The organism is Nannocystis bainbridge, from assembly GCF_028368995.1.
In the GTDB taxonomy this organism is placed as follows: Bacteria; Myxococcota_A; Polyangia; order Nannocystales; family Nannocystaceae; genus Nannocystis; species Nannocystis bainbridge.
In genome coordinates, this window is record NZ_JAQNDL010000001.1 from 4225669 (window position 1) to 4242621 (window position 16953).

A 16953-nucleotide genomic window follows, 5' to 3' on the forward strand; every position below is an offset into this window, starting at 1 on the left:
CGCGGACAGGTCACTGCCTCACCGCCCGGCCGCGATCAGCTCGGGCGGCGCCTGCACCAGCTCGATCAGCACGCCCTCGCCGCCGAGCGGCGCGCTGCCCTCGTCGCCGCGCGGGTGGATGAAGCACACGTCGTGGCCGGACGCGCCGCGGCGGATCCCGCCCGGGGCGAAGCGGACCCCCTGTCCCGAGAGCCAGGTCACCGCCGCCGCCAGGTCATCGACCCACAGGCCGACGTGGTTGAGCGCCGGCTCGTGCACGCGCGGCCGCTTGTCGGGGTCGAGCGGCTGCATCAGATCGACCTCGACCTGCCACGGGCCCGTGCCGGCGACCGCGATGTCCTCGTCGACGTTCTCGCGCTCGCTGCGGAAGCTGCCGACGATCGGCAGGCCGAGCAGGTCGGACCACAGGTGCCGGAGCGCCGCCTTGTCGCGGCCGCCGACTGCGATTTGCTGGACCCCGAGGACGCGGAACGGGCGGTGTTCGCTGGTCATGCCGCGCCGACTGTAGCGCAAGCCGCGACCGCGCTGTGCAGCCGCGGCTCGCCCGGGTCGCCCGCCAGCACCTCGGCCTCGTGCAGCGCCAGCGCCTCGAGCCGCGCGGCCAGCTCCTGCTCCGTCACCAGCCCCATCTCTCGCGCCAGCTCGACGTAGCTGTGGAAGTGTCGCGCCTCACACGCCAGCAGCCCGCGGTACAGCTTCACCAGCCCCGGGTCCTCCAGCGTCTCCGCCAGCAGCCGCATCCGCTCGCAGCTGCGGGCCTCGATCAGCGCGCAGCACAGCAGCGTGTCGAGCAGCCGCATCGGCTCGTGCGTGCGGGCGGCCGCCATCAACTTCGCCGCGTACGGGCTCGGCTTCTGGCGGCGGAACTCGAGCCCACGCGCGCGCATCACCGCCACCACCTCCTCGAAGTGGGCCAGCTCCTCGCGCGCCAGCCGCGACAGCGGCACCACCAGCGCCGGCCGCTCCGGATAGCGGAAGATCAGCGACAACGCCGTCGACGCCGCCTTCTTCTCGCAGTGCGCGTGGTCGAGGAGGATCTCGGGCAGGTGCTCGCGCGCTCGCGCGGCCCAGCTCTGGTCGGTCGGCGCGGCCAGGTGCAGCATCGGCGACGGCAGTGTACCCTGGCGCTCGCGTGCCTGCCCTGTTTCGCGTCGCGGCTGCCCTCGCGTTCGCCGCTTGCGCCGTCCCCCCGCGCGACATGCCCCCGCAGCCGCCTGCCAGCGCGCCCCCGGTCGCGCGCTCGCACGGCGCCCCCACCCGGATCCTCGCCGCCCACGCCCAGCTACCGGCCGACGGCGGCCAGCGCGAGTACTTCGGCGTCCCGGTCGGCACCCTCCTCTACGTCGTCTTCTCCCGCCCGCTCGACCCCGCCGCCCTGATCCCCGGCCGCTTCGTCGTGCTGGCCCGCGACGGCACCCGCCGCGTCCCGATCGCCGCCAGCCTCGCCCCCTCCAGCGAGCGCGACGAGCTCCGCGCGCTCGAGCTCGTCATCCCCGCCCCCCAGCGCGAGCTCGTCAGCGTCACCGTCGCCGGCCAGTTGTTCGACGCCGACGGCCGCGACATCGAAGGCCAGTCCGCCGACGTCGTCCCCGCCGACGCCGCCCCCTGGCCCGTCGCCGCCGAGCTCGTGTCCGTGGGCACCGACTGCCCCCCCGCCGCGCCCGCCGGCGTGCGCGTGTGGTGGAGCGCCCCGGTGGCCGCGGGTGCCGGCGGCGTCCGTCTCTTGCTCGCCGACGGCCGCGCCCTCCCGCCGGTCGCCGTCGCCGACGTCGCCTGCGCCCCCGAGCAGCGCCTCGCCGAGCCCGCGCCCGCGTGCGACCCCGAGGACGACAACGTCCTCGACTACTGCACCCCTGTCGGCGCCGCGATCGAGCGGATCGAGCTCGACGACGGCGCCGCCCGCGATCGCAGCGGCAGCCTCAGCGCCGCCGGCTCGCTCCAACTTTCGCACATGTCCTCCGGGACATGAGCTTTACGCCATGACCCGAAGGACACCCACCATGGCGATCGCCCGCATGACGCGGTCGATCTCCCTGCCGATCATCCTCGCCTCCGTCGCCGTCGCCGTGTGCCTGGCGCTGCTGGTCGGCTGGAGCTACATCGTCCTGCAGAACCCCGAGCTGGTGGCCGACCTGCGCGGCAACTGGTGGTTCCTGGCCGCCGGCATCGGCTCGCTGGTGGTGATCATGTTCGTCATCCTCCTCTTCACGGTCTTCCTGATCCGTGAGATCCGCGAGGTCCGGCGCCAGACCAGCTTCATCGACTCGGTCACCCACGAGCTCAAGAGCCCGCTCGCCGCGCTCAAGCTGTGCCTCGAGACGCTCGCCCGGCCCGACCTGCCCGGCGCCCAGCACGAGCGGCTGCGGCGGATGATGCACGACGACGTCGAGCGGCTCACCGCCTTCATCGACCGGGTGCTCACCGCCACCCGGCTCGCCGGCGAGGTCCGGCCCTCGCAGCACCTCACCGACATCTCGCTCGCCGAGCTCGCGCGCCGCTGCGCCGCTGGCGTCACTCGCCGGGCCCACCTCGCCGACGACGTCGTGCGCGTCGACATCGGCCCCGATCTGCGGATCGTCACCGACGAGGTCGCCCTCGCCGCCGTGCTCGAGAACCTCATCGACAACGCCATCAAGTACAGCGGCGACGACGTCGAGGTCGTCGTCAGCGCCGGCCCCGTCGACGCTCGCGGCCAGGTCGCCCTCGAGGTCCGCGACCGCGGGATCGGCATCCCTCGCACCCACCTGCGCCGCGTCTTCGAGCGCTTCTATCGCGTCCCCGAAGAGGCCGTCCGCGAGCGCCGCGGCACCGGCCTCGGCCTCTACGTCGTCTCCGCTCTGGTCCGCTCCCTCGGCGGCCGCGCTGAAGCTCTGTCCCCCGGCCCCGGTCAGGGCACCACCCTCCGCATCATCCTCCCCATGCGCCTGCGCTCGGCCTGAACGTTTTCGGAGCCGAAGGCGCATCATCATGTTTTGCAGCTGCGCGAAGATTTCCGGAGCGCCGCCCGCTCCGCTGAACCATCCTGAGGAGCAAGCGGATTGACCACCTCTCCCCGCCTCCTCCTCGTCGAGGACGAGCAGCACCTCGCCGCCGGGCTCAAGTTGAACTTCGAGCTCGAGGGCTACGCCGTCGACCTCGCCAGCACCGCGCGGCGGGCCGCCGAGCTCCTGCTCGGGGCGCGCTATGACGTCATCGTCCTCGACGTCATGCTCCCCGACACCGACGGCTTCGAGCTGTGCAAGAAGTTGCGCGACGGCGGCAACTTCAGCCCCGTCCTCATGCTCACCGCGCGCGACGCCACCGACGATCGCGTGCGCGGCCTCGAGGTCGGCGCCGACGACTACCTCGTCAAGCCGTTCGAGCTCAGCGAGCTGCTCGCCCGGGTGCGCTCGCTGTTGCGCAGGCGCTCGTGGGAGCGCGAGCAACGCGTGCCGCAGGAGCAACCTCTGCAGGACGCGAGCATCATCATCGTCGCCCCGATTCGCTTCGGCGACGCCGTCATCGACGTCGAGCGCGGCGAGGCGCGCATGGGCGATCTGGAGGTCAAGCTCACCCGCCTCGAGTTCGACCTCGTGCGCTACTTCGCGAGCAACCCCGGGCGCGTGCTCTCGCGCCAGGAGCTGCAGGAGCAGGTGTGGAAGCTGGCGAACTACCCCAACACGCGGATGGTCGACAACTTCATCATGCGCCTCCGGCGCCACTTCGAACCCGACCCGGTCAATCCCGTGTATTTCGTCTCCGTACGTGGAACGGGTTACAAATTCGTCGTCCCGACCGCGGTGACCAAACCGTGACACGGATTGACGCCTCGGAGACAGGCGGCGTTCGGGCATCTCCGGCACCTTGAGCGGGCGTGCAGATCGACTCGCCGATCCCGATCCCCGAAAAGTTCCGCGACCTCCCGCCGCCGGAGCGCCCGGGCTTCGACTTGTGGAGTGTCGGACCGGTGGCGATCATCCATCTGCTCCCGCTCGCCGCCATCTGGACGGGCACGCGCTGGCAGGACTGGGCCATGTGCTTCGCCCTCTACTTCGGGCGCATGTTCTTCGTCACTGGTTGGTACCACCGCTACTTCTCGCACCGCACCTTCAAGACCAGCCGGATCGTCCAGTTCATCGCCGCCTTCCTGACCCAGACCGCCTCGCAGCGCGGCGTGCTGTGGTGGGCCGCCCACCACCGCAACCACCACAAGTTCAGCGATCTGCCGTGGGACACCCACTCGCCGATCCAGCGCGGCTTCTGGTACTCGCACATCGGCTGGATCTACGAGAAGAACGCCGGCAAGTGCGACTACAACAAGGTCCGCGACCTGGCCAAGTACCCCGAGCTGCGCTGGCTCGACAAGAACTGGTTCGTCCCGCCGACCGTGCTCGGCGTCCTCGTCTACCTGACCATGGGCGCCTCGGGCCTCTTCATCGCCTTCGCCCTCAGCACCACCCTGCTGTGGCACGGCACCTTCACCATCAACTCGCTCGCCCACGTGTTCGGCAAGCGCCGCTTCGAGACCGCCGACACCAGCCGCAACAACTGGCTGCTGGCGCTGATCACCCTCGGTGAGGGCTGGCACAACAACCACCACCACTACATGGGCTCGACCCGCCAGGGCTTCTACTGGTGGGAGATCGACATCACCTACTACATCCTCAAGGCCATGAGCTGGGTCGGCCTGATCTGGGACCTTCGACCTGTCCCCGAGACCATCCTCGCCGAGGGCCGCCGCAAGGGCCCCGCGACCGCGACCACCGACTCGACCGCCGACCTCCGCGACGCCCTCGACGCCGCCCTCCCCGACCAGGTTTAATAATTTTTAGAGTCTGGCCCTCGGGCCAGGTTTCTCTGAGAAGACCCCGAGCGTGTCCGCCCGGGGTCTTTTTGTTGGGTCACCGCGCCATTCTCGACATGTCTCAAGGACAGCGCGACGGCTCCCCATCTGTCCCGAAGGACATCTACATCTTTCGACCTGTCCCGGGGGCCATCCGCGGTCTCACGGCTTGCCGCCGACCGTCAGCTGCACGCTGGCCCCGCGCGCCAGCCCCAGCGTCAGCGTCGTCTTCTCCGGCGCCCGCGTCAGCGCCCAGAACAGGTAGCTGTTCGGCCCTCGCACGTCTTGCCCATCGACGTTGACGATCTCGTCGCCCGCCACCACTCCTGCCGACGCTCCCGGCCCGCCCGGTCGCACGTGCGCCACCACCAGCCGCCGCTTCGCCGGCTCGTCGCCGGGCGCCGGCTCGCGGATCGCGAAGCCCAGGTCACCTCCGGTCTCTCGCGGCGCGACCCGCCGCCGCGCCAAGCGGATCGGCGCCAGCTCCACGGTCGTCGCCGCGGCCGACAGCGTCACCGGGATCGACGACCCGCCGAACTCGCTGTCCTGGACCATCGGCGACACGCTCACCAGGACCTGCCCGGTGGGCGCGTTGTGGAACTCGAACCGGCCCTCCGCGTCCGTCACGTTGGCCTTGCCGTCCTGCGCGCTCACCCCGGTCCCCGAGCCCGTCACCGTCACCGTGAGCCCAGGCGCCGGCTTGCCCTCGAGGTCGACCACCGTCCCGCGCACCGTCACCTTCGGCATCAACTCGATGCGCACGCCGCTGGTCTCCTCGCCAGCCGCGACCTTCACCCGCATCTCCGCGGCTCCTGCTCCCGCGCTCACCATCACCTTGAGCTCGCCGCCCGGCACCTCGGTGAAGCTCCAGGCCCCGTTCGTGCGGTAGAACTGGTCGGAGCGGCGGAACCCCGTCGTCTCGTCGGACAGCCGCACCACGAACTCCTCCGGCGCCCCGCCGCCCGCCAGCACCACCGTCCCTGCCAATCGACTCGCCGGCGCCAGCGTCAGCGTCACCTCGCTGCCGAGCGCCACGTGCTCGACGATCGCCTCCCCGCCGCCGCGACGATGCGCCCGCAGCGTGTGCTTGCCTTCGTTCAGGTCCGTCAGCGTGAACCGTCCCTCGGCGTCGGTGAGGTTCGGCCGCTTGCCGAGGGTCCACCGCGTGTCGCGCGAGCCGTTGCCCTCCGCCGCCGAAGCGCTGTCCGACTCGCGCGCCGCCTCGACGAACGCGTCGCTCACCACCGCCCCGTGTTCGTCGCGCACCACCCCCGAGATCTGCCCCGAAACGGTCGCCACCACCAGGTTCACCGTCGTCACCGCGTCGGCCCGCACCTCGATCTTCTCACCCTGAAGGTCGTCGTCGCTGGTCCCCGGCGCTCGCAGCCTCTCCCAGTTCTTCTCCGCCTGGATTCGGTACTCGCCGACGCCCACGTTCTCGATGCGGAAGGTCCCGTCGTCCGCCACCACCCCGCCGATCCCCTGAGCCCCGCTCAGCCCCACCGACGCCCCGCGCACCGGCTGCCCCTTCGCGTCACGCACCGACCCGCGCACCTCTCCGACCGTCGGCAGCTCGATCCGCAGGCCCTCGAGATCCTGTCCCTTCGGCAAGGTTACTTCCATCGGCTTCGGCGTTGCGCGCGGCGGATCCCACGCCGACACCTGCACACCATAGGGCCCCGGGAGCAACCCCGTCACCTCGAAGCGCCCGCTCGTGTCGGTGCGAGCGTTCCACGACCGCGACTGCTGCGCGTGCGGTCGCGACGGATCTGGCCGCGGGTTGGCCCCCACCATCAGCTTCGCCACCGGCCGTCCGCCGGCGTCGACCACGGTCCCGCGGATCGCCTGCCCGCGCGTCACCTTCCACGCGATCCCGGACACGCTGCGGCCGTCCACCTTCACCTTTTCGTACATGTCCTCCGAGACATGTCCTTCGCACCGCACCTCGACCTTGTACTCGCCCGGTCGCATCCCCCGCAGCCGCACCACCCCGTCCGCCTCGATGACTCCGCGCACCTGGCGAGCGCCCGCCCCGTCGCGCAGCTCCACCCATCCGACGTCGCAGCTGCTGCCGCCCTCGATCGCCACCTTCCCCTCGACGAAGAACGCCGGGTGCGCCGTGATCACCACCGGCTCCGAAGTCTCTCCGAGCCCCAGCATCACCTGCTCCTCCGCCAGCCCGTAGAGCTCGTCGGACTCCGCGCTCGGCTTGTAGGCCCCCGGTGACAGCCGATCGAGCCGGAACTGCCCCTGCGCGTCGGTCAGCGTCCAGCTCTCCCCGGCCGCCACGCGCACGTCCGCCAACGGCTCCCCGCTGCCCGCGCGCACCACCTTGCCGACCAGCACCGCCTCGGGCGTCAGGAAGATCTCGAAGAAGTGCCCCGGCGCCACGCCCCTGTCGTTGTTCGTCACGTAACCCTCGGCGGAGCCTGCCAGCCCGAGCCCGCCCGGTCGCACCCACATCGAGAACTCGCCCTCGGGGCCCGTGAACGTCGACGACTGTCGGTGCCCTGCCACCCTCGCGCCCTCGATCGGTCCGCCGCTCAGGTCTCGCACCACCCCGCGCACCTCGACCCCGCCCTCCTCGAGCGCGATGTCGACGCCCAGCAGCTCCAGCCCCGGCCGCAGCTCGACCCACTCCCGCCGGCTCGCGCCTTCTCCGTGCGCATGCAACGTCGGGATGAACCCCGGCGCCGTCGCCACCACCTCGTGACGCAGACCGAACAGCCCCTCGATCCGGTAGTGCCCGTCGCGCTCGCTCGTCGCGCAGGTCAACTGGAACCGCTCCTCCGCCGTCAGCCGCTGGGAGTCCGTCGTCGCGCACACCCGCGCCCCCGCGACCGGCGAGCCCTTCACGTCGCGCACGAACCCCGCGACCGACGCTCGAGCTCCCAGCCGCGGATCGAAGGCCGGCAGCGACGGCTCCCCTTGACCACTCGACAGCCCTGCCTGCACCGGCGCCTCTGCGCGCCCGCCCGTCGTCGGCGCCGGCAGCTCGCTGCCCTCGCCCAGCCACCACAGCAACAGCCCGATCGCTCCCAGAACCACACCCGCGACGATCTCCCTGCGCATCGACTCCGTCCTCACGCATCAACCTGGTCTTTGGGACACCCGTGTCGACCTGTCCCTCGAGACATTTGATTCCTCACGGCGTCTTGCCGGCCGTCACCGCCACGCTCTTCCCGCTCAGCGTCCCGAACGTCACCGCCGTCCCCTCGAGCACCGCCGTCAGCCCATGATAGAGGTATGCGTTCGCCCCCGTCACGTCCTGCCCGTCGACGCTCGTGATGGTGTCGCCGATCTGCAGCCCGGCGAGCGCCGCCGGGCTGTTCGGCTGCACGTGGGCCACCGTCAGCTGCCGCGCCAGCGGATCGGCGCCCGGCTCCGACTCCTTGAATTTGAGGCCGAAGTAGCCGGACGCGTCGCCGTCCTTCACCCGGCGGCGGGCCACCTTGATCGGCGGCAAGTTCGTCACCGACGCCTCCGACGACAACACCGCCGGCATGTTCGTCCACGCGTACTCGTTGCTGCCCCAGCTGCGCGGGTGCACCGAGACTTGCACCTTCCCGCTCGGCGCGTTCGTCACCTCGTAGCGACCGCCCTCGTCGGTCACGTTGCGCTTCTCCTCGTCGCCGCCGCCGCCCGACCAGGTGCCCGGCGCGCTGACGTACACCTCCATCCCGGCGAGCGGCTTGCCCTCGGTGTCGACCACCGACCCGCGGACCGTCACCTTCGGCGCCAGCTCGATGCGGACCCCGCTGGTGTCCTTGCCCGCGCTCATCGCCGCCTGCACCTCCGCCGTGCCCGGCCCTGCCGTCACCGACACCTTGTAGTTCCCGGCCGGCAGCTCCGACAGGCTCCATGACCCGCCCGTGCGGAAGAACTGGTCGGTGCGGCGATAGCCGGTCGCCTCGTCGATCGCCACGATCGTGAACTCCTCCGGCGACGTCCCGCCGCGCACGTTCACCATCCCGGACATCCGCCCCGCCGACGCGATCGTCACCACCACATCGCTGCCGAGCTCCACGTGCTCGACGATCCCCTCGCCTCCGCCCTTGCGATGCGCCCGCAGCGTGTGCTTCCCGGTCGGCAATTGCTCGAGCGTGAACTTCCCGTCCTGATCGGTCAGGTTCGGCTTCTCGAAGAACTCACCCCAGCGGCCCTGACGGATCCCCGCCCCCGCCGCCTTCGTCGCGCTGTCCGACTCGCGCGTCGCCTCGATGAACGCGTCGGCCACCACCTCGCCGTCCTCGTCGCGCACGGTCCCCGAGATCCGCCCCGACGCGCTCTCGACCACCAGCTTCACCGTCGCCACCTTGCCCTCGCGCACCTCGACCCGCTCGCCCTGCACGTCGTCGTCACTGGTCCCCGGCGCCCGCATCGCGTCGCCCCACCAGCCGAGCCGCGCCGTCACGCGATAGTCGCCGCCGACCAGGCTCTCGAAGTGGAAGCTCCCGTCGTCCTTCGAGGTCGTCGACTGCCAGTGCACCCCGTCGCTGACGTTGACCTTCGCCGAGGCGATCGGCTGCCCTTTCGGATCGCGCACCGACCCCTGCAGCTCGCCGGACGGCGGCAGCTCGATCCGCAAGCCCGTCACGTCCTTCCCCTTCGTCACCTCCACCAGCGTCGGCTTCGCCGGCGTCGCCCGCGGCTTGCGCCACGTGTTCAGCGACAGCTCGTACGTCCCGGGCAGCAGCCCCGCCAGCTCGAAGCGGCCCTGCGCGTCGGTCTCGGGGCCCCACACGTTGGTCGTCTGGTGCCCGCGCGGCTGGCTCGGGTCCGGCTTGAGCGACGCGTCGAGGTTCACGTGCGACGCCGGCTTGCCGCTCGCGTCGACCACCACCCCGCGGATCGATTGCCCCTTCGCCACGTCCCAGCGCAGCCCCGTCACGCTCTTGTCGACCACCTTGATCCGCTCGTAGCGCTCGGCCGACACGAACCCGTTGCAGCGGACGTGGACCTGATAATCACCCGGCAGCGCCCCGCGCTGGCGCACCGTCCCGTCGCTCTCGACCGACATCCACATGTCGCGGCCCTGCGCCGCGTCCTCGAGGCTGACCGAGCCGTCGACGCAGCTCGCCCCGCCCTCGGTCACGATCTTGCCCTCGATGAGGAACGCCGGGTGCGCCTCGATCACGATCGGCGCCGAGGTCTCGCCGAGCCCGAGGATCACCTGCTCCTTCGCCACCCCGAGCGCGTCGTCGGCCTCCGCCCGCGCCTTGTAGGCCCCGGGCTCGAGCCCATCGATGCGGAACTCGCCGCTCGAATCGGTGTAGGCCGACTTCGGCATGAAGCCCCAGCCGCCCGTCATCGCCGTCACCTGTGCCCCCTCGACCGGCCCGCCGCCCTCGCCCGCGCGCACCACCTTCCCGATCAGCACCGCCTCCGGCGTCAGGAACAGCTCGAACTCGTGACCCGGCGCCACGCCCTCTTCCGTGCCCAGCGCGTAGCCCTCGGCCCGCGCGATGATCCACAGCGGCCCTTCCTTCACCCACGCCGAGAACGACCCGTCGGCCGCCGTCCACGTGAACGTCGCGTCGGCGGCGACCTGCGCCCCCTCGACCGGCCCGCCGCTCAGGTCCTTCACGAACCCGTGGATCTCCACCCCGCCGTCCTCGAGCGTGATGTCGACGTCGAGCACCTCCATCTTCGGTCGCAGGTCGAGCCAGCTGCGCCGGCTCGCCCCCTCGCCCTGGTAATACGTCCCCGGCGCGAAGCCTGCCCCGCTCGCCAGCACCGTGTAGCGCACCGGATACAGCCCCTCGATCCGGTAGTGACCGTCGCGCTCGGTCTTCGCGCAGCTCGGCCGCTCCGTGTCCTTCGTCGCCAGCAGGTTCGAATGGGTCACCGCGCACACCTGTGCGCCCGCCACCGGCTGCCCGTTCGGGTCGCGCACCGTCCCCGCGATCGCGGCCCGCTCGGCGAGGCTCGGGTTCAGCGTCAGCGTCGGTCGCAGCTCCGGCAGGCTCGCCACGATCGCCTGCGCCGGCGCCAGGGCCTGCTCCTCCGCCGCCGGCAGCGCCGCGCTCTCGGCCCCGCTGCGCCACCACCACAGCGCCGCCGCCCCGGCCAGCCCCGCGATCACCAGCCATACCGGCCCTGTCCCTCGCGCCTCGTCTTGCTTGCTCACGCTCGACCTATCCTTTCAGACATGTTCATTACGACATGTACCCAAGACCTGCAGACCCGCTCCACCTGCCTCGCCCTCGCCCACCGCCTCGCGCCCGCGTGCACGTCGAGGCGCCGCTCTACCGGCGCCCCGGCCGTCGCATTCCGGCCCCCGCGGACCGCAGCGTCCATGCCCCGCGCATGATGCCGCGACCCGACGCCGCGGAGCGCCGTCACGAGCCCGGGCAAATACTCCCTCGCGCCACGGAGGTCCCGGGCCCGCACCGGCAGCCAACCTCGGGGCGCCAGCGAGGCCATCACAGCGACCGCCCCTCGCGCGCGCTCGTGGACACGCGCCAGCCGAGCCCGATCCGCCACGCCGTGGGCGACCCGTCCGTCGCCCAGGCCCGCGCGGACCCGCTCACCCCGCGGTCTCGCATCACGCCTCGACCCTCGCGCCCGGCCGCATCACGCACCGCTGCGGGCCGCCGCCGAACCTCGCCGGCCGGCCCCGCGAACCGTCTCCCCCGTGAAATCTCGGCCCCTTGCACGCGCGCGTCTCGTCTTGGCGACGTGTCCGTCAGGACATGTGATTTTCCCGCAACGCCCACGAACCCGCGGATGTTCCGGTCGGAGCGCATACGCAGGAGCAGGGGCCCACGATCTCACGAACCGCCGGCGATCGGCGGCTCTTCGTCGCGGCCTCGCCGGCCCCTCTCACGGCATCCGCGCCGCACCCGGGCCGCGGGGAATTCCACCGCCGTCTTGCGAAGAAAGGTCTCGTCGATCGCACCGCCTGCCCGCGACGCCGGCCCAGGGAGCGCTGGCCCCCACTTCGCTCGGCTTCGATCCATGACCGCGGCGGCCCCGCCCCGGGCGGTGCGCTGGCACCGAGCGATCAAAGGTGCCACCGTCACCGGGGATGAAGGTCATCCACGCCGCCGACCTGCACATCGACAGCCCGCTACGCGGGCTCGGTCGCATCGAGGGCGCGCCTGTCGACGACATCCGCCTGGCCACCCGTCGCGCCTTCAGCCGCCTCGTCGACACCTGTCTCGAAGACCAGGCCGCCCTCTTGATCCTCGCCGGCGACGTCTTCGACGGCGAGTGGCGCGACTTCAACACCGGCCTCTTCTTCGTCCGCGAGCTCGCCCGCCTGCGCGACGTCGGCACCCGCGTCGTCATGGTCCGCGGCAACCACGACGCCGAGTCCGTGCTCGCCCGCCACATCCCCCTGCCCGAGCACGTCCACACCTTCCCCGCCGAGGCCGCCGGCACCCTCGAGCTGCCCGCGCTCGGCCTCGCCGTGCACGGCCAGAGCTACGGCAACCGCAGCGTCGAGGACAACCTCGCCGAGTTTTACCCCGACCGCCGGCGCGACCTCGTCAACATCGGCGTCCTCCACACCAACGCCATCGGCTCCGCCGAGCACAGCAACTACGCCCCCTGCACCGTCCAGCAGCTCGTGCGCCGCGGCTACGACTACTGGGCCCTCGGGCACGTACACAAGCGCATCGTCCTCAACGCCGACCCGTGGGTCGTCTACCCCGGCAACCTGCAGGGTCGTCACGCCCACGAGACCGGCCCGCGCGGCTGCACCGTCCTCGACATCGACAACCTGAAGATCCGCAGCGTCGCCCACCGCGACCTCGACGTCCTGCGCTGGGCCGAGATCTCGCTCGCCGCCGCCGCCGCCGCCGACACCGACGACCTGCTCGGCAGCCTGCGCCTGCGCCTGCAACAGATCGTCTTCGAGGCCGGCGGCAGGCCCGTGCTCGCGCGCGTCCTCGTCGACGGCGCCACCCACTTGCACGCCCGCCTCGCCGCCCACCCCGAGCCCTTCGCCGCCCAGGCGCGGGCGATCGCCGCCGACCTCGGCGACGTGTGGATCGAGCAAGTCCGCTTCCGCACCCGCCCGCCCGCCGAGACGGAGCACGGCGAGCTGCTCGCCCTCCACCAGGCCCTGCGCGACGAGCTCGAGGCCCTCGCCGCCGACCCCCAGCGCCTCGCCGAATACGGCCCCACCCTCGCCCCGCTCGGCGCCCTCGTCGCCCCCTTCCTCGGCACCCGCCCCGACGACCCCGAGCGCCTCGCCGCCCGCCTCCCCGAGGTCGAAGCCCTCCTCCTCGGCCTCCTCGCCCCCGACTACCCGCACCCGCGCCCGCCCGCCCACGTCCCCGCCCAGGACCCGCCGCCCCCCCGCGCGAGCAAGCACCCCGAGGTCCAATGACCCGGCGCCCTCGGCCCCACCGCTCGCCCGCACCCCCGGCGAGCCCCGCCGCCGTTCGAGCGCCCGACCGTCACGCGCATGTCTCTTGCGACATGTCCGTAAAGTCATACGCCCTCGGATCGGCCCGCATCCTCCGACCAGCCCCCGCTCTTCGAGTCACGCATGCGCTTTGAACGCCTGACCGTCGAGCGCTTCGGCCACTTCGAATCGCTCGACATCGACCTGCCCGGAGGGCCAGGTCTCGTCGTCCTTTACGGCCCCAACGAGGCTGGCAAGACCACCCTCTTGCGGGCTCTCCACGGCCTCCTCTTCGGCGTCGACGAGCGCACCCCTTACGCCTTCGAGTACGACTACCGCGCCATCGCCTTGCGCGCCGTCCTGCGCGACAGCGCCGGCCAGCGCCTCCACGTCACTCGCCTCAAGAAGCGCAAGGACTCGCTCGTCGGCAGCCTTCACAGCGAAGCTGGCGAAGTCCCCCTCGACGGCGCTCGCTTCGCCCGTTACTTCGGCGCCATCACCGAAGAGCTCTACCGCGCCATCTTCGGCTTCACCCACGCCGACCTCCAGCAGGGCTCCGACGTCCTTCAGGTCGCCGGCCTCTCCGAGATCCTCGGCGGCGGCGCCCTCGGCGGCAGCGCCGAGAAGATCCGTGGCGCCCTCGCCGGCCTCCAGGGCGAGGGCGAGAACCTCTTCAAGGCCAAGGGCAAGAACCCCGCCATCAACCGCGGCCTCACCCAGCTGCGCGACGCCAAGCACGCCCTGCGCGACGCCATGTTCGCCCAGCCGCAGTACGCCGCGCTCACCACCAACCTCGCCGTCGCCCGCCACGACGCCGACGCTGCCGAGTCCGAGCTCGCCCGCCTGCGCGAGCGCGAGGCCCGGCTGCGCACCTTGCTCGGCGTGTTCGAGGACTTTCACGAGCACCTCGGCCTCGTCCGCGCCCTCGCCGATCCGTCGCTGCGCACCGACCTCGACGAGCCTGCCGCCGAGCGGGCGCGCCAGCGCCACGCCGAGTTCCAGGCCGCCGACAACCAGCTGCGGGCCCTCGACGCCGAGCTCGCCCGCCTGCTCGCCCGCGCCGACCAGCCCGCCGCCGACCCCGCCCTGCTCGCCGAGGCCGGCGCCGTCGAGCGGCTCGTCCGCCGCGTCGAGACCGTCGCCGAGCAGCGGCTCGTCGTCCCGCGCGAGCGCGAGCGCCTGGCCCGCGAGACCGACGCCCTACAATCTGTCCTTGCGACCATGTCCCCCGGGACACGTCCCGAAGACCATGTCCGATGGGTCATCCAGCCGCACGAGCTCGACCGCCTGCGCGCCCTCGCCACCCGCTGGCAGCGCGCCCGCCAGGAGCTCATGTTGTCGGCCCGCGGCCTCGCCGACGACGAGGCCGAGCTGTCGGCCTTGCGCGCCAGCGTCGCCGAGCTGGCCGCCGCCGCCCCGGACTTCGAGGACAGCGCCCTGCTCGCCGAGCTCGAGGACGCCCTCGCGCGCAAGGCCGAGCTCGACCGCGAGGAGCTGGCCGTCGCCCGCCTGCGCGCCGACCTCGACCTCGGCCTCCTGCGCCTGCACCCCCCGCTGCCCGCCGCCGACCTCGCCGCCGTCCCGCTCCCGCGCCCCGCCGACCTCGACGACCATCACGCCCGCAGCCTCGACCTCGAGCGCGAGCGCCGGGCTGCCCTTTCGGACCTGTCCCGAGAGCAAGCCGACCTCGCCCGCGCCCGCGCCGAGCTCGCCGCCCTCGCCGGCGCCGACTTGCCCGACCTGGACGCCCTCGCTGCCGCTCGCGCCCGCCGCGACGAGGTCTGGCAGGACGTGCGCCGCCGGCTCCACAGCCACGAGGGCTTCGGCGCCCTGTTCGCCGGCGCCGACGGGGCCGACCTCGGGCCCGACACCGCCGCCGCCCGCAAGCAGCTCACCCGCCGCTTCGAGCGCGCCCTCGCCGACGCCGACGACCTCGCCGACCGCCTGCGCGACGCCGCCGACTTGCTGGCCAAAAAGACAGGTCTCTTGCGGCAGATCGACGGCGCCGAGCAGGACGTCGCGCGCGCCGAGGAGCGGGTCGCCGCGGCCGGCCGCACCGAAGCGCGCTGGGCCGCCGACTGGGCCGCCGTGTGGCGCCCGACCAAAATCATCCCTGGCCCGCCCGCGGCGATGATCCCGTGGTGCCGCGACGCCGCCGACCTGCGCGAGCACGCCGCCGACCTGGTCCGCCGCGAGGAGGTCGTCCGCCGCCTGCGCCCCGCGATCGACGAGTTCACCGCCCGTCTGCAGCGCCGCCTCACCTGGCCCGGCGCCAGCCTGCCCGCGCTCGCCCAGGGCCTGCGCGAGCGCGAGCGCACCGCCCTGGCCGCCCGCGCCCGCCTCGAGGCCGCCTCCGCCCGCCTCGCCGGCCTCGAGAGCGCCGTCGCCCGCGGTCACGCCGCCGACGCCGCGCTCTCGCGCGAGCTCGCCGACCTGCGCGCCAGCCTCTCCGCCCTGCTCATCACCCTCGGCCTGCCCGCCGACCTCGAGCCCGACGCCGCGCTCGCCCGCATCGATGCCCTCGAGGACATGTCCCAAAAGCTAGCCAACCTCGAGGCTCGCCGCGAGGCCTTGCACCGCGGCGAGGCCCTGCTCGCCGGCTTCGACGCCGAGTTCACCGCCCTGCTCGCCCGTCTCGGCCGCCCGGCCGACGACGCCGCCCCCGAGCACACCGTCGACCGCCTCAGCCGCCGCCTCGCCGAGGCCCGCACCGCCGCCGCCGCCGCCGCTCAGGCCCGCGAGCAGGCCGACGCCAAGCAGCAGGAGCGCGACGCCCTCGCCGAGACTCGCGCCGCCGCCGTCACCGAGCTCGCCGCCCTCGCCGCCCGCGCCCGCGCCCGCGACACGGCTGAACTTTTGGACATGTCCGAACGAGCGCTCCAGCGCGCCCGCCTGCACAAGCGCCAGAGCGAGCTCGCCCTGCGACTGGCCCGCGCTCTCGGCGACGGCCCCGCCCGCGACAGCTACGACGCCGAGCTCCAGGGCGCCCGCCGCGAGGCCCTGCTCGCCGAGCGCGACGAGCTCGCCAGGCGGATCTCCGACCTCGACCGCCGCCGCACCGGCGCCGTCGAGCAGCGCGGCAAGCTCGACAACCAGCTCCAGCACCTCGGGGGCGACCGCGCCGCGCGCCTCAACGCCGAGTGCGAGGCCCTCCACGCCGACCTCACCCAGCACGTCGACCGCTACGTCCTGGTCCAGCTGGCCCAGCAGGTGCTCGCCCGCGTCACCGACCGCTACGCCCGCGAGAACCAGCCCGCCCTCCTTCACTACACCTCCGATCTGCTGGCCACCATCACCGGCGGCCGCCACCTCCGCGTCGTCCCCCAGCCCGAGGCCGGCACTCTCGCCGCCCTCGGCCGCGAGGGCCGATTGCGGCTCCCGGGCGAGCTGTCTCTCGGGACCCGCGAGCAGCTGTTCCTGGCCCTCCGCCTCGCCTACGTCCTCGACTACTGCGACCGCAACGAGCCGCTCCCGCTGGTCATGGACGACGTGCTCGTCAACTTCGACGAGGACCGGGCCGCCACCACCCTGCAGGCCCTCCGCGACGTCGCCCGCACCACCCAGATCCTGTTCCTCACCTGCCACCGCCACCTGATGCACCTCGCGCGCCAGACCACCGACACCGGCGCCGCCCTGCAGATCGTCGAGCTCCCCGGTCCGCCCGCCGCCACCGCCGCCCGCGCCGCCGACGCCTGAGCGACATGTCACTTCGGACATGCCCTTCGGCGCATGCTCCCTAGGACATGCCCTCTTGGACATGTCCAAGAGGGCACCC

The 16953-nt window shown here is 72.6% G+C and carries 10 protein-coding genes; 6 read left to right on the forward strand and 4 right to left on the reverse strand.

Annotated elements, in window-relative coordinates:
- Positions 1 to 18 precede the first annotated feature (18 nt).
- A complete protein-coding gene (locus POL25_RS16540; RefSeq protein WP_272086999.1) occupies positions 19 to 492 on the reverse strand; it encodes a VOC family protein in 474 nt (157 codons plus the stop codon).
- Positions 489 to 1103, reverse strand: a complete 615-nt coding sequence (locus POL25_RS16545; protein WP_272087000.1) for a MiaE family protein — start codon at positions 1101 to 1103, stop codon at positions 489 to 491. The genes POL25_RS16540 and POL25_RS16545 overlap by 4 nt, the downstream gene beginning before the upstream one ends.
- Before the next feature lie 29 nt (positions 1104 to 1132).
- Here POL25_RS16545 and POL25_RS16550 point away from each other — a divergent pair, with 29 nt between their 5' ends.
- From POL25_RS16550 to POL25_RS16565, 4 genes are all read left to right on the forward strand, one after another.
- Positions 1133 to 1969, forward strand: coding sequence for a hypothetical protein (locus POL25_RS16550; RefSeq protein ID WP_272087001.1), 837 nt, complete (start codon positions 1133 to 1135; stop codon positions 1967 to 1969).
- 10 nt (positions 1970 to 1979) lie between these two features.
- Entirely contained in the window at positions 1980 to 2939 is a 960-nt protein-coding gene (locus POL25_RS16555) for a sensor histidine kinase (protein ID WP_272087002.1), read from the forward strand.
- Positions 2940 to 3038: 99 nt separating this feature from the next.
- Complete coding sequence (locus POL25_RS16560) at positions 3039 to 3794, forward strand: response regulator transcription factor (RefSeq protein WP_272087003.1); 756 nt, start codon at positions 3039 to 3041, stop codon at positions 3792 to 3794.
- Positions 3795 to 3853: 59 nt separating this feature from the next.
- On the forward strand, positions 3854 to 4801 hold the full coding sequence (locus tag POL25_RS16565; RefSeq protein ID WP_272087004.1) for an acyl-CoA desaturase: 948 nt from the start codon (positions 3854 to 3856) through the stop codon (positions 4799 to 4801).
- Positions 4802 to 4984: 183 nt separating this feature from the next.
- On the opposite strand, the gene POL25_RS16570 is transcribed toward POL25_RS16565, so the two are convergent.
- Positions 4985 to 7870, reverse strand: coding sequence for a carboxypeptidase regulatory-like domain-containing protein (locus tag POL25_RS16570; RefSeq protein WP_272087005.1), 2886 nt, complete (start codon positions 7868 to 7870; stop codon positions 4985 to 4987).
- A gap of 97 nt (positions 7871 to 7967) precedes the next feature.
- Entirely contained in the window at positions 7968 to 10952 is a 2985-nt protein-coding gene (locus tag POL25_RS16575; protein WP_272087006.1) for a carboxypeptidase regulatory-like domain-containing protein, read from the reverse strand.
- 900 nt (positions 10953 to 11852) lie between these two features.
- Here POL25_RS16575 and POL25_RS16580 point away from each other — a divergent pair.
- Positions 11853 to 13160, forward strand: a complete 1308-nt coding sequence (locus POL25_RS16580) for a metallophosphoesterase family protein (RefSeq protein ID WP_272087007.1) — start codon at positions 11853 to 11855, stop codon at positions 13158 to 13160.
- Between the two features lie 162 nt (positions 13161 to 13322).
- A complete protein-coding gene (locus POL25_RS16585) occupies positions 13323 to 16874 on the forward strand; it encodes an AAA family ATPase (RefSeq protein WP_272087008.1) in 3552 nt (1183 codons plus the stop codon).
- Positions 16875 to 16953 lie beyond the last annotated feature (79 nt).